This is a genomic window from Pseudomonas sp. FP597, assembly GCF_030687435.1.
GTDB lineage: Bacteria > Pseudomonadota > Gammaproteobacteria > Pseudomonadales > Pseudomonadaceae > Aquipseudomonas > Aquipseudomonas lactucae.
The window spans coordinates 2,825,284-2,837,688 of sequence record NZ_CP117432.1; the positions used below are offsets into that span (position 1 = coordinate 2,825,284).

Here is a 12,405-nt window from a genome sequence, read left to right on the forward strand (position 1 = left end):
TACGGTATAACCCTCGGACGCTTTTGTTTTTCGAGGCCCCGTATTTCATGCAAAGCCCTTTGCAACGTCCGCTGTGGCAGGTCTACCTGATCTTTCTCGCACCGATGGTGCTGTCCAATTTCCTGCAGAGCTTTTCCGGCACCCTCAACGGCATCTACGTCGGGCAGATGCTCGGCACCCAGGCGCTGGCGGCGGTGTCGGGGATGTTTCCCATCGTATTTTTCTTTATCGCCCTGGTGATCGGGCTGGGGGCGGGCGCCTCGGTGCTGATCGGCCAGGCGTGGGGCGCCCAGGAAACAGGTTTGGTCAAGAAGATCACCGGTGCGACCCTGACCCTCGGCGCACTGGTGGGTTTGCTGGCGGCGGTGCTGGGCAGCGTGTTCGCGAGACCCGCGTTGCAGGCCCTGGGTACGCCGCTCGATGTGCTCGACGATGCGGTGGGGTATGCGCAGATGATGATGCTGATCATGCCGCTGCTGTTGGTCTTTATCCTGTACACCCAGTTATTGCGCGGGGTCAGCGATACGATTTCGCCGTTGTTGGCGCTGATGGTCTCGACCCTGGTCGGTCTGTTGCTGACGCCGGCGCTGATTCGCGGTTGGCTCGGCCTGCCGACCCTGGGTATTCAAAGCGCGGTGTACGCGGGCTTGGTGGGGAACGCCGCGGCGATGCTGTTCCTGGTACTGCGCCTGCGCCATAAACATCACGTCATGGCGCCGGATCGCGAGTTGCTTGCCGCCTTGCGCCTGGACCGCGTCATTCTTGGCAAAGTGCTGCGCATCGGCTTGCCCACGGGCTTGCAGATGGTGGTGTTGTCACTCTCGGAACTGGTCATCCTGGCGCTGGTCAACGGCCACGGCTCCCAAGCCACGGCGGCCTATGGCGCGGTGACGCAGATCGTCAACTACGTGCAGTTCCCGGCTCTGTCGATTGCGATCACCGCCTCGATCCTGGGTGCCCAGGCGATTGGTGCGGGGCGCCTTGAGCGCATTGGGCCGATCCTGCGCACCGGGCTCGTGATCAACACCTGCCTCACCGGTGGCCTGATCGTGCTGGGGTACACGCTGTCGCACTGGCTGCTCGGCCTGTTCATCACCGACGACGCGGCGCGGGTCAACGCCGAGCACCTGTTGCACATCATGCTCTGGAGCATTCTGGTGTTTGGTTTCCAGGCGGTGATTGGCGGCATCATGCGCGCCAGCGGCGTGGTGTTGATGCCGGTGGCGATCTCGATCTTCTGCGTGCTGGGCGTCGAACTGCCGATGGCCTACCTGTTCAACGCGCACTTGGGCCTGGAAGGGGTGTGGATGGCGTTTCCGGTAACCTACCTGGCCATGCTGGTCTTGCAGACCGCTTATTATCGGTTGGTATGGCGGCATAAGCAGATCAAGCGGTTGCTGTGATACAAGGTTGCGCAATTTAAGGACAAAAGGCGTTCAAATCATGGCAAACCCTTACGCCGAGTTGTTCCAGGCGCCCGGCGCGCGTGCCTTTGTGCTGGCCGGCATGCTTGCGCGCATGCCGGTGTCCATGACCGGTATCGGCCTGATCACCATGCTTTCCCAAGTGCATGGCGGCTATGGCCTGGCGGGCGCGGTGGCGGCGGTGTTTGCCCTGGCCACGGCGTTTTGTGCGCCGCAGGTGTCGCGCCTGGTGGACCGTTACAGCCAGGGCAAGGTGTTGCCCGTAGCGGCGCTGATCGGCGGTGGCGCATTGTTGCTGTTGTTGCTGTGCACCCGCCTGCAGGCGCCGAACTGGACATTATTCCTGTGCGCCGCCCTGGCCGGCTGCATGCCCACTATGTCAGCCATGGTGCGGGCGCGTTGGACGCAGTTGTACCGCGGCCAGCCCAGGCTGCAAACCGCATTTGCGCTGGAGTCGGTGCTCGATGAGGTGTGCTTCATCATCGGCCCGCCGATTTCAGTGGGGCTGAGTGTGGTGCTGTTCCCCGAAGCCGGGCCTCTGGTGGCGGCGCTGTTGCTGGCGGTGGGCGTGACCGCCTTCGTGATGCAGCGAGCGACCGAGCCGCCGGTGCATGTGCATCAGGATGAGCACGCGGGCTGGCTGATCGCGTCGCCTTCGGTGCTGATCCTGATGATCCTGCTGCTGGCCATGGGCATGATCGTCGGCGTGGTGGATGTGGTCAGCGTTGCGTTTGCCCAGCATCAAGGCCAACCGGCGGCGGCGAGCATTGTGCTGTCGGTGTACGCCATCGGCTCATGCCTGGCAGGCCTGGCTTTCGGCACCCTTAAGCTCAAGGCGTCGCTGCCTCGGCAGTTCCTGTTCTGTGGCGTGGCCACGGCGTTGACCACCTTGCCGCTGCTGCTGGTCACCCACATTCCGGGCCTGGCGGTGGCGATCTTCGTCTCCGGGCTGTTCTTCGCCCCGACCCTGATTGTGTCGATGGCCTTGGTGGAGCGGATCGTGCCGCCGAGCCGCCTGACCGAAGGCATGACCTGGCTGATCACCGGCCTCAGCATCGGCGTGGCCATCGGGGCCGCCAGCTCCGGCTGGATGATCGACCATTCCGGCGCCGCCAGCGGGTTCTGGGTAGCGTTGGTTGCGGGGGCGGTGGTGCTGGGGGCGGCGGTGTTGGGTTATCGGCGGTTGGGATAATCAGCCAGCGGCTGGGTGTGCATCCGCGCAGTGATGCTGCAAAAACTCATTCAACGCCTGGCGAGTCAGATCATTGAGCGTCACTTTCTTTCGGCTCGCCGCCAGGGCCGCGGCCAGGTGCAGGTCATGGCCGGTTTGTGAGTCGTTCCTGAGTTTGATGTAACCCCTGATGACACCTCGCTCCATGCGTCTAAAGCGTCAGCGCACAGGCGCGGGTGCAGGTGGCCAGGGCTTGCTGCACGTCCGCCAGCAGGTCGGCGGCGTCTTCGAGCCCGACCGATAAGCGCACCAGCCCTTCGCTGATGCCGTGATGCGCGCGCTCTTCGGGGGTGTAGGTGGAATGGGTCATGCTCGCCGGGTGCTGCGCCAGCGATTCGGCATCGCCCAGGCTGACGGCACGGGTGAACAATTTGAGCGCGTTCATGAAGCGTCGTCCGCTGGCGATCCCGTCTTTGAGCTCGAAGGCAATCATGCCGCCGGCCTGGCTCATCTGCCGCGCCGCCAAAGCGTATTGGGCGAAAGAGCGCAGGCCGGGGTAAGTCACCCAGGCTACGGCTGGATGCGCCTGCAAGGCTTCGGCCACCCGCTGGGCGTTGCTGCAATGGCGGTCCATGCGCAGGGCCAGGGTCTTGAGGCCGCGCATCAACAGCGCGGCGTCCTGGGGCGACATCACCGCGCCGGTCAGGTCCTTGAGGCCCTGCAAGCGAATACGCTGGGCCAGGGCCTGGTTGCTCACGGCGATACCGGCAGTGATATCGCCATGGCCGCTAAGGTACTTGGTGGCCGAATGCACCACCACATCGGCGCCCAGTTCCAGGGGGCGCTGCAGGTAGGGGGTGCAGTAAGTGTTGTCGACCACCACGGTCACCTTCGGTTGCTGATGGGCGATGGCGGCGATCGCGGCGATGTCCACCAGTTGCAGGGTGGGGTTGGCCGGGGTTTCGCAATAGATCATGCGGGTGGCGGGGGAGAGCGCGGCTTGCAGCGCGGCCAGGTCGGTGAGGTCGACATGCCGCACCTTGATGCCGAACTCGCCGATGCCGTGGTGCAGCAAAGCGAACGTGCAACCGTAGAGGGTCTGGCTGACGATCACTTCATCGCCGGGGCGCAGCAGCGTCCAGAACGTCGCCGCAATCGCACCCATGCCGGAACTGAATGCCACCGCGGCTTCGCCGTTTTCCAGCGCCGCCATGCGCGATTCGAGCAGCGCCAGGGTCGGATTGGAAATGCGCGTATAGAAGTGGCCACTGGCTTCACCGGCAAAACAGGCCGCGCCATATTCGACGGTGGGAAAGGCAAACGTCGCCGACAGGTAAATTGGCGGCACGAGTGCGCCGTGGTGATCCTTGGGGTCGTAACCGTGGTGGATGGCGCGAGTGGAAAAGCCGAATGCATGGTGTTTATTGTTCATGTCGGACGCTCCTTATTTCCTACAATGCTATGCTCATAACCGCAGATGATCATTGCAAACTTTGCCGACAATTCCGGTATATCGGGATGAAAATGCGCAAACAATCACGAATAGAGGCAAATCATGCCCGTCACTCTGGACCGTACCGACAAAGCCTTATTAAACGCCCTGCAAGGCAATGCCCGTCTAACCGTGGCCGAACTGGCCGACCGCGTCGCCCTGACTACCTCGCCGTGCTGGCGACGGGTGCGCCATCTGGAGGAGAGTGGGGTGATCAGCGGGTACCAGGCGATCCTCTCGCCCAAGGCGCTGGGGTACGGGGTGACGGCGTTTGTCAGCATCATGATGGAGAGCCACACCCAGGAAATCGCCCGGGCGTTCGAGCAGCGGCTGTTGGAAATTCCCGAGATTGTGGCGTGTCATAACGTGTCGGGACGGTATGATTTCCTGTTGGAAGTGGTGGCCAGGGATCTGGAATCGTTTGGAGAATTTGCGCGTTAGGTGCTGCAGACACTGCCTTGCGTCAAGGAGATCTATTCGAGTTTTTCCTATAAGTCGGTGAGGCCGTTGCGAGTGATTCCGCTGCCGGAGTAGCCGTGGTTTTTAGCACGTACATCCCGTTAGCTGAAGGGATATGCAGGCTGAACCCCAAACAGCACGTACATCCAATTTTCCCCACCCCCATCCCCCGCAAACTCCCCTCGTCGCTGAAACATCAAGGCAGAGGGGCACCCCATGGACCCAGCAGCAAAAACAGGGCCCGACGAAGTCGTCACCCTGGTCGTCAAACACCTGATAAAACAGGGCCAGGAAACCCATTATGAAGCCTGGTTGCGCCGCATCGTGCGCATCGCCGGCGAGCGCCCGGGCCACCTCGGTGTCGATGTGGTACGCAGCAAACAGAGCAACCTGACGTTGTTCACCTGTGTATTGCGCTACCGCTCCACCGATGACCTGCAAACCTGGCTCGACTCCGCCGAACGCAAAACCCTGATCGCCGAAGCCACGCCCATGCTGGCCGACGGCGACAAGACCGAAATCGGCGCGGCCAATGAGTTCTGGTTCTCGCCCCTGGCCGACAGCGCCGCCAAGCCGCCCCGTTGGAAGCAGGCGGTGGTCAGCCTGTGTGTGATTTTGCCGCAAACCCTGCTGCTGCCCTTTATCTGGGGACCGATCCTGCGGTTGCACCCGTTTCTGTCCAACTACGTGGTCTCCACCTTTCTGGTCACCCTGACCATCGTCCTGCTGGTGGTCTACCTGCTGATGCCGGCCGCCACCCGCCTGTTCGCTCCCTGGCTCGAAGCCTCTGTAAAGGAAACCCTATGAACGCCGATCTGATTCTGTTCAATGGCCAATTCCACACCGTGGACCGTGAAAACCCGCGCGCGACGGCCGTCGCCATCCACCAGGGCCGCTTCGTTGCCGTCGGCACCGACGGTGAAGCCATGGCCCTGAAGGGCAGCGGTACTCAGGTGATCGACCTCAAAGGCCGCACCGTCATCCCGGGCCTCAATGACTCGCACCTGCACCTCATCCGGGGCGGCTTGAACTATAACCTCGAACTGCGCTGGGAGGGCGTGCCGTCCCTGGCCGACGCCCTGCGCATGCTCAAGGACCAGGCCGATCGCACTCCCACGCCGCAATGGGTCCGCGTGGTCGGCGGCTGGAACGAATTCCAGTTCGCCGAAAAGCGCATGCCCACCCTGGAGGAACTCAACCAGGCGGCGCCGGACACGCCGGTGTTCGTGTTGCACCTGTATGACCGCGCCTTGCTCAACCGCGCCGCGCTGCGCGTGGCCGGCTACACCAAGGACACGCCGAACCCGCCGGGCGGCGAGATCGTGCGCGACAGCAACGGCAACCCCACCGGCATGCTGGTGGCGCGGCCCAACGCGATGATTCTGTATTCGACACTGGCCAAGGGCCCGAAACTGCCCTTGGAATACCAGGTCAACTCGACCCGTCAGTTCATGCGTGAACTCAATCGCCTGGGCCTCACCAGCGCCATCGACGCCGGCGGCGGTTTCCAGAACTACCCCGATGACTACGCGGTGATCGAGCAACTGGCCAAGGATGAACAGCTGACGGTGCGCATCGCCTACAACCTGTTCACCCAGAAACCCAAGGAAGAACTCAGCGACTTCAAGAACTGGACCGGCAGCGTCACCCTGCATCAGGGCGACGACTACCTGCGTCACAACGGCGCCGGCGAGATGCTGGTGTTCTCGGCGGCGGACTTCGAAGACTTCCTCGAACCGCGTCCGGACCTGCCGTTGACCATGGAACAGGAACTGGAGCCGGTGGTACGCCATCTGGTCGAGCAGCGCTGGCCGTTCCGGCTGCATGCGACGTACGACGAATCCATCTCGCGCATGCTCGATGTGTTCGAGAAGGTCAACCGCGACATCCCGTTCAATGGCCTGCCGTGGTTCTTCGACCACGCCGAAACCATTACCCCGAAAAACATCGAGCGCGTGCGTGCCCTGGGCGGTGGTATTGCGATCCAGGACCGCATGGCGTTCCAGGGCGAATACTTCGTCGAGCGCTACGGCGCCAAGGCCGCCGAAGCCACGCCACCGATCAAGCGCATGCTCGCCGAAGGCGTTCCGGTAGGCGCAGGCACCGACGCCACGCGGGTGTCGAGCTACAACCCGTGGACTTCGCTGTACTGGATGGTCAGCGGCCGCACCGTCGGCGGCCTGGAACTGCACGCCGAAGGCCTGCCGCGCCTCACCGCGCTGGAATTGTTCACTCACGGCAGCGCCTGGTTCTCGTCCGAGCAGGGCAAGAAAGGCCAGATCAAGGTCGGCCAATTGGCGGACGTGGCCGCGCTGTCGGCGGATTTTTTCAGCGTCGATGAAGAAGCCATCAAGTGGATTGAATCGGTACTGACCGTGGTCGGCGGCAAAGTCGTATACGGCGCCGGCGACTTCGAAGATTACGCACCGTCGCGCGTGCCGGTGCTGCCGGACTGGTCGCCGGTGGTCAAGGTGCCGGGGCACTGGCGCCCGAGTTCGCCCTTGCAGGCTCAAGTACACCAATGCAGTGGCCCCTGCGGCGTGCATTCCCACAGCCATGAAAAAGCGCGCCTTTCCAGCGTGCCGGTCAGCGACTTCCAGGGTTTCTGGGGTGCGTTTGGCTGCTCATGCTTTGCGTTCTGACGATTAAAACCCACGAAGGAGTTAACCCATGACTTACAAGCGCTTGAACAAAGATGACGCCGTTGTCCTGTTGGTCGATCACCAGACCGGCCTGATCTCCCTGGTACAGGATTTCTCCCCCAACGAATTCAAGAACAACGTGTTGGCCCTGGCCGACGTGGCCAAGTTCTTCAAGTTGCCGACCATCCTCACCACCAGCTTTGAAAGCGGCCCCAACGGCCCGTTGGTACCCGAGTTGAAAGAACTGTTCCCGGACGCGCCGTACATCGCCCGTCCTGGCCAGATCAACGCTTGGGACAACGAAGATTTCGTCAAGGCGGTAAAAGCCACCGGCCGCAAGCAGATCATCATCGCCGGCGTGGTGACCGATGTATGCGTAGCGTTCCCGACCCTGTGCGCCCTCGACGAAGGCTTCGAGGTGTTCGTGGTCACCGACGCTTCCGGTACCTTCAACGAAACCGTGCAACAAGCGGCCTGGGCGCGCATGACCGCTGCCGGCGCGCAACTGGTCAACTGGTTCGCCGTGGCCTGCGAGCTGCAAGTTGACTGGCGCAACGACATGGAAGGCCTGGCCAACCTGCTGTCGCCGCGCATCCCCAACTACCGCAACCTGATGAACAGCTACTCGGCGTTGACTGCCAAGTAAGCTGCTCTCAAGCCTGCAGATAATCAATGTGGGAGGGGGCTTGCTCCCGATAGCGGTGTATCAGTCGCCACGGTTTTGACTGACACACCGCTATCGGGAGCAAGCCCCACTCCCACATTTGATTTGTGGTGTTGCGACTATCCAGTTATAAGTCCAATAAATGTCCACCGAGAAGCGACAATGAACCCCTTCGAAGACATGCGCCTGTTCTGCCAGGTCATGGAGTCCGGCAGTTTCACCGCTGCCGCCGAACAGCTGGGCCTGTCCAAACAGTTCGTCAGTCGCCGCCTGATCCAACTGGAAGACCGCCTGGGCGTGCGTCTGCTCAACCGCTCCACGCGTCGCCTGGATATCACGCCCCTGGGGCAGAGTTACTACGAGTCGGCCCTGCGCCTGCTCGGTGAAGTCGAGCAGGTGGAGCAGGGCATCGCCGGCCAGAACAGCGAGCCGCGCGGCACCCTTCGCCTCAGCGCGCCGTTGTCGTTCGCCATGGCTCACCTGGGCTGCCTGTTGCCGTTGTTCCTGCAACGCCACCCGCAAGTGGCGGTGGAAGTCGACCTCAGCGACCGCCCGGTGGACCTGATCGGCGAGGGTTACGACCTGGTGCTGCGGATCGGCACGCTGGAAGATTCCACGCTGATTGCCCGGCGCATCGCCAGCATCCCGCGGGTGTATTGCGCCAGCCCCGAGTACCTGGCGCTGCGGGGCACGCCGCACAAGCCTGACGACCTCGCCGAGCATGACTGCCTGCCTTATGGCCATGGCCGCCAGGTGCAGTGGCGCTTCAAAGGCAAGCTGCAAGCGCTGAATGTCAGCGGGCGCATGCGCGTGAATAACGGCGATCTGCTGCGCGACACGGCCATTGCCGGCCTGGGCGTCACCTACTTGCCGACCTTTATCGTCGGCGACGCGTTGAAGGACGGTCGCCTGGTCACGATTCTCGATGATTTTGCGCCTGAGGCCCTGACCCTCTCGGCGGTCTATCCCCAGCACCGGCAAAGCTCACGGCCGGTGCAGGCACTGGTGGATTTTTTGCGCGAACGCCTGGCTAGCGGCTGTTGAACGGCCGGGCGACGAGGTTTTCCAGGGCTTGGCCACTCAGGTAGCGGTGCAGGTTGGCCAGAAACGTATCCGCAATCTCCTGCCGGCTGTTGGTCGAAATCGCCGACGTATGCGGTGACAACCGCACCCGTGGATGGGTGTACAACGGGTGTCCGTCCGGCAACGGTTCCGGCTCGGTCACGTCCAGCGAGGCCAGGCCGATCCGGCCGTTGTCCAGCGCTTGCAGCAGTGCCTCCTGATCCAGCAGCCCGCCGCGCGCAATGTTGATCAGGTGCAGACCCGGCTTGGCGCTGCCCAATACGTCGCGGTCGACGATGTTGCGTGTGGACTCGTTAAGCGGTGCTGCCAGCACCAGATGGTCGGCGCGGGCGAACAGGTCGTGGATATCCTTGGCGGCTTCCACGCCTGCTGCAAAAGGCGCCTGGCTGTGTCGCAGCGCTAGCACCTTGATGCCCAATGCCTGGGCCTTGTGCGCCAGGCTCTCGCCAATCGCGCCAAAACCGAAGAGGCCCAACGTCGTGCCCTTGAGCGGGCGCAATGGGGTGAAATTCCACTGTGAGTCTTTCACCCAGATGTCCGGCAGATGCTTGGACGCGGCAAAGATCGCCGCCAGGGCGAATTCGGCCAGGTTATCGGCAGCGCTGCCCCGGGAAGTGGTGACCGGCGGGCCGTTGAACAGCCATTGCGGATAGAAGTCGATGCCCGACGAGACCAGATGCACCCACTGCGTGCCATAGGGCCAGCCCGGTGGCGGGGTGCTTGGGGCGGTGTAGCCGCGCACATTGATCGGGCGCAGCAGCAGGATATTCGCGTGGGGCGCCAGGTCGCTCGGCACGCCGACGGGCACACCGATCACCTGGGCCTCGGGGTGCAGCGACGCCAGGCGTTCGCGGATCACCTGGTTGAAGTCTTCGTCCAACTGGCTGGCAATAATCACCTGACTCATGTGCGGGCCTTCTGACGTTGAGCGAACACGGCTTTGCCGACGCCTTGCAGCACGGCGTCGTTCTGCGGGGTATGCACGCGGCTGCACAGCACGTCGCGGTAGTGCCGCTGCAACGGGCTGTTGCGTGACAGGCCGGGGTTGCCCGAGGCCTCGATGGCCAGTTCCACCGCGTGAATAGCGTTATGCGTCACCAGGTACTTCAACTGCGCCGCATTGGCCGCCGGGGTGTGGCCTTCGGCGGCGGCGTCGAGCAGGCAGCGGTTGGCAAACAGCAGGGTGTCGATATGCCCGACGGTTTCCTGGAAGCGCGGCAAGGTCGACAGCGCGGCACCGAGGTTGGACGGCTGGCGTTCTTCCAGCCAGTTCACCAGCCAGTCCCGCGCGGCCTGGGCCACGGCGTCGTACACCGAGGACAGCAACACCGACATCCAGCGCAAACCTTCGGCATCCAGCTCCGGCTGCGGCGCGCTCCAGGGGCTGACGCTGACCGCGTGATCCAGCGGCACCAGCACGTTGTCGAGCACTACATCATGGCTGCAGGTGGCGCGCATGCCCAGGTGGTCCCAGGTGTCGATGATGCTTACGCCGGGGCTGTCCTTGGGCACCAGCCAGGCGCCCACCAACGGGTCGGCATCGTCGCTGCGCGCCCATACGCTGAACCAGCTGAGGCCGTGGCTGCCGGTGGAGTAAACCTTGCGCCCGCTGATGCGCCAGCCCTCGGCGGTGCGCACGGCGGTGGTCGCCGGCAGGCCGCCACGGGCCGGGGTGCCGAGGTCGGGCTCGACGCGCAACGCGTTGATCAGCGCGCCGTTGCGTACCGCGTCCGTGGCCACTTGGGTGCGCAGGTAGGCAGGCCAGCTCTTGCTGTCTTGCAGTCGCGTGTGCTGCAGGTATTGCATCACCAGGATCAGCGCCGTGGACGGCTCGCCCTTGGCAATTGCACTGATCGCCTTGCGCGCCTGGAGCAGGCTGGCGCCGCCGCCGCCGAGCGCCTTGGGCACGGTGAGGGCAAGCAGGCCGTGCTCATGCAAGCGCTTGAAATTGGCATGGGGGAAGGCGCCGCTTTCATCGTATTGCGGCGCGGTGCCGGCCAGCTCCAGGCTGAGGCGTTCGAGCAGGGCGTCGAAGTGGGCGACTTCCACGGAGCGTAGAGACGGTTGGGTCATAAGAAGGTACTCGGTCAAAAATGTGGGAGGGGCCGTTCAAGCCCGTGCCTTTTGAGGGGCTTCAACCGCGCTGTAGCGGTTCTCCGGTACTTCCAGGCCGAGGTTGTCGCGCAGGGTCTGGCCGCTGTATTCGCTGCGCAGCAGACCCCGCTGTTGCAACAGCGGCACCACCAGCTCGGTGAAGTACTGCAAGCCGTCCGGCAGCACCGAGTTGATGATGAAACCATCGCTGGCGCCGGTCTCGAACCAGGTCTGGATCGCATCGGCGACTTGTTCCGGGGTGCCGACAAAATCGCGCTTGGGCCGCGAGAAATGCAGGGCCACTTCGCGCAGGGTCAGGCCTTCGTCGCGGGCCAGTTGCTTGATGCGGTCGGACCCGCCTTTCTGGCTGTTGGAGCCCAGGTCGCCGAGTTCCGGAAAGGGTTCGTCCAGCGGGTATTGGCTGAAGTCATGGTCGTTGAACGGGCGGCCCAGGGCGACGATGGCGTCTTCCACGGTGACCAGGTCCACCGCTTGCTGATAGCGGCTCTCCACCTCGGCCGCGTCGCGGCCGATAATCGGGCGGATGCCCGGCAGGATCGACAGGCTGTTCACGTCACGGCCGAAGCCTTTGGCGCGGCGCTTGAGGTCCTGCGTATAAGCCAGGCCTTCTTCGATACTGTCGACATGCACAAAGATCGCGTCGGCGTTTTCGGCGGCGAAGTTACGCCCGTCCTCCGAGGTGCCGGCCTGGAAAATCGCCGGCTGGCCCTGGCGTGAACGGGCAATGTTCAACGGCCCCTTGACCGAGAAAAACTCACCCTTGTGGTTCAGCGCGTGCAGCTTGTGCGGGGTGAAAAACTCGCCGCTGCGCTTGTTGTAGGCAAAGGCGTCGTCTTCCCAGGAATCCCACAGGCCCTTGACCACATTCAGGTGTTCCTTGGCGATGCGATAACGCACGGCATGGGGCGGGTGTTCGGCTTTGCCGAAGTTGTCGGCGGTGCCGCTGAGCCACGAGGTGACCACGTTCCAGCCGGCGCGACCGCCGCTGATATGGTCAAGGGAGGCAAACTGGCGCGCCACCTGGTAGGGCTCGGTGTAGCTGACGGTCACGGTGGCCACCAAGCCGATATTCGTCGTCAGTGCGGCAAGGGCCGAAAGGATGGTCAGCGGCTCGAAGCGGTTGAGGTAATGCGGGCTGGACTTGGCGTGGATATGCAGGCTGTCGGCGATGAACACAAAGTCGAATTTGGCGGCTTCGGCCAGCTCGGTCTGCTGCCTGTAGAACGCAAAATTGGTGCTGGCATTCGGTTGCGCCTGCGGGTGACGCCATTCGCCCCAGCCGTGGCCGACGCCATGGACCATGGCACCCAGTTTCAAATGGCGTGGTTTGGATGGATGTGGCTTGCTCATGTTCT

10 protein-coding genes and 2 pseudogenes are annotated in these 12,405 nt (G+C 63.2%); 7 read left to right on the forward strand and 5 right to left on the reverse strand.

The window, feature by feature from the left end:
* The first annotated feature begins 47 nt into the window (after positions 1–47).
* The gene (locus tag PSH66_RS13240) at positions 48–1,403 is read left to right on the forward strand and encodes an MATE family efflux transporter (protein ID WP_141064496.1); all 1,356 of its coding nucleotides are present in this window, start codon (positions 48–50) and stop codon (positions 1,401–1,403) included.
* A 40-nt stretch (positions 1,404–1,443) separates the two neighbouring features.
* The gene (locus PSH66_RS13245; RefSeq protein ID WP_305429312.1) at positions 1,444–2,616 is read left to right on the forward strand and encodes an MFS transporter; all 1,173 of its coding nucleotides are present in this window, start codon (positions 1,444–1,446) and stop codon (positions 2,614–2,616) included.
* On the opposite strand, the pseudogene PSH66_RS13250 reads toward PSH66_RS13245, so the two are convergent.
* Positions 2,617–2,754: pseudogene (locus PSH66_RS13250) on the reverse strand (toxin-antitoxin system HicB family antitoxin); the annotation flags it as partial.
* A gap of 52 nt (positions 2,755–2,806) precedes the next feature.
* Positions 2,807–4,027, reverse strand: a complete 1,221-nt coding sequence (locus PSH66_RS13255; RefSeq protein WP_305429313.1) for a methionine gamma-lyase — start codon at positions 4,025–4,027, stop codon at positions 2,807–2,809.
* Between the two features lie 123 nt (positions 4,028–4,150).
* On the opposite strand from PSH66_RS13255, the pseudogene PSH66_RS13260 reads away from it, so the two are divergent.
* The 5 genes and pseudogenes from PSH66_RS13260 (at position 4,151) to PSH66_RS13280 (ending at position 8,896) form a co-directional block, all read left to right on the forward strand.
* Positions 4,151–4,621 (forward strand): annotated as a pseudogene (locus PSH66_RS13260) (Lrp/AsnC family transcriptional regulator).
* 141 nt (positions 4,622–4,762) lie between these two features.
* A complete protein-coding gene (locus PSH66_RS13265) occupies positions 4,763–5,353 on the forward strand; it encodes an antibiotic biosynthesis monooxygenase (protein ID WP_003173453.1) in 591 nt (196 codons plus the stop codon).
* Positions 5,350–7,188 (forward strand): amidohydrolase, encoded by a 1,839-nt coding sequence (locus PSH66_RS13270; RefSeq protein WP_003173454.1) that lies wholly within the window; start codon positions 5,350–5,352, stop codon positions 7,186–7,188. The genes PSH66_RS13265 and PSH66_RS13270 overlap by 4 nt, the downstream gene beginning before the upstream one ends.
* A gap of 28 nt (positions 7,189–7,216) precedes the next feature.
* The gene (gene ycaC / locus PSH66_RS13275; RefSeq protein WP_141064494.1) at positions 7,217–7,834 is read left to right on the forward strand and encodes an isochorismate family cysteine hydrolase YcaC; all 618 of its coding nucleotides are present in this window, start codon (positions 7,217–7,219) and stop codon (positions 7,832–7,834) included.
* 180 nt (positions 7,835–8,014) lie between these two features.
* Positions 8,015–8,896: a LysR family transcriptional regulator gene (locus tag PSH66_RS13280; RefSeq protein ID WP_003173458.1), complete on the forward strand. Its 882-nt coding sequence runs from the start codon at positions 8,015–8,017 to the stop codon at positions 8,894–8,896.
* Here the strand turns inward: PSH66_RS13280 and PSH66_RS13285 are convergent.
* Genes PSH66_RS13285 through PSH66_RS13295 form a run of 3 tightly spaced genes read right to left on the reverse strand, consistent with a single transcriptional unit; the run spans position 8,883 to position 12,400 of the window.
* Positions 8,883–9,842, reverse strand: a complete 960-nt coding sequence (locus tag PSH66_RS13285; protein ID WP_141064492.1) for a D-isomer specific 2-hydroxyacid dehydrogenase family protein — start codon at positions 9,840–9,842, stop codon at positions 8,883–8,885. The genes PSH66_RS13280 and PSH66_RS13285 overlap by 14 nt on opposite strands.
* Complete coding sequence (locus tag PSH66_RS13290) at positions 9,839–11,008, reverse strand: acyl-CoA dehydrogenase family protein (RefSeq protein ID WP_141064491.1); 1,170 nt, start codon at positions 11,006–11,008, stop codon at positions 9,839–9,841. Before PSH66_RS13290 ends, PSH66_RS13285 begins: the two co-directional genes overlap by 4 nt.
* 36 nt (positions 11,009–11,044) lie before the next feature.
* Positions 11,045–12,400: an LLM class flavin-dependent oxidoreductase gene (locus tag PSH66_RS13295; RefSeq protein WP_003173463.1), complete on the reverse strand. Its 1,356-nt coding sequence runs from the start codon at positions 12,398–12,400 to the stop codon at positions 11,045–11,047.
* Between the last annotated feature and the right edge of the window lie 5 nt (positions 12,401–12,405).

Coding starts and splice junctions, on each gene's coding strand:
- PSH66_RS13265 (WP_003173453.1), top strand. CDS start 4,763: ATGGACCCAGCAGCAAAAACAGGGCCCGACGAAGTCGTCACCCTGGTC.
- PSH66_RS13285 (WP_141064492.1), bottom strand. CDS start 9,842: ATGAGTCAGGTGATTATTGCCAGCCAGTTGGACGAAGACTTCAACCAG.
- PSH66_RS13295 (WP_003173463.1), bottom strand. CDS start 12,400: ATGAGCAAGCCACATCCATCCAAACCACGCCATTTGAAACTGGGTGCC.
- PSH66_RS13245 (WP_305429312.1), top strand. CDS start 1,444: ATGGCAAACCCTTACGCCGAGTTGTTCCAGGCGCCCGGCGCGCGTGCC.
- PSH66_RS13240 (WP_141064496.1), top strand. CDS start 48: ATGCAAAGCCCTTTGCAACGTCCGCTGTGGCAGGTCTACCTGATCTTT.
- PSH66_RS13270 (WP_003173454.1), top strand. CDS start 5,350: ATGAACGCCGATCTGATTCTGTTCAATGGCCAATTCCACACCGTGGAC.
- PSH66_RS13290 (WP_141064491.1), bottom strand. CDS start 11,008: ATGACCCAACCGTCTCTACGCTCCGTGGAAGTCGCCCACTTCGACGCC.
- ycaC (WP_141064494.1), top strand. CDS start 7,217: ATGACTTACAAGCGCTTGAACAAAGATGACGCCGTTGTCCTGTTGGTC.
- PSH66_RS13255 (WP_305429313.1), bottom strand. CDS start 4,027: ATGAACAATAAACACCATGCATTCGGCTTTTCCACTCGCGCCATCCAC.
- PSH66_RS13280 (WP_003173458.1), top strand. CDS start 8,015: ATGAACCCCTTCGAAGACATGCGCCTGTTCTGCCAGGTCATGGAGTCC.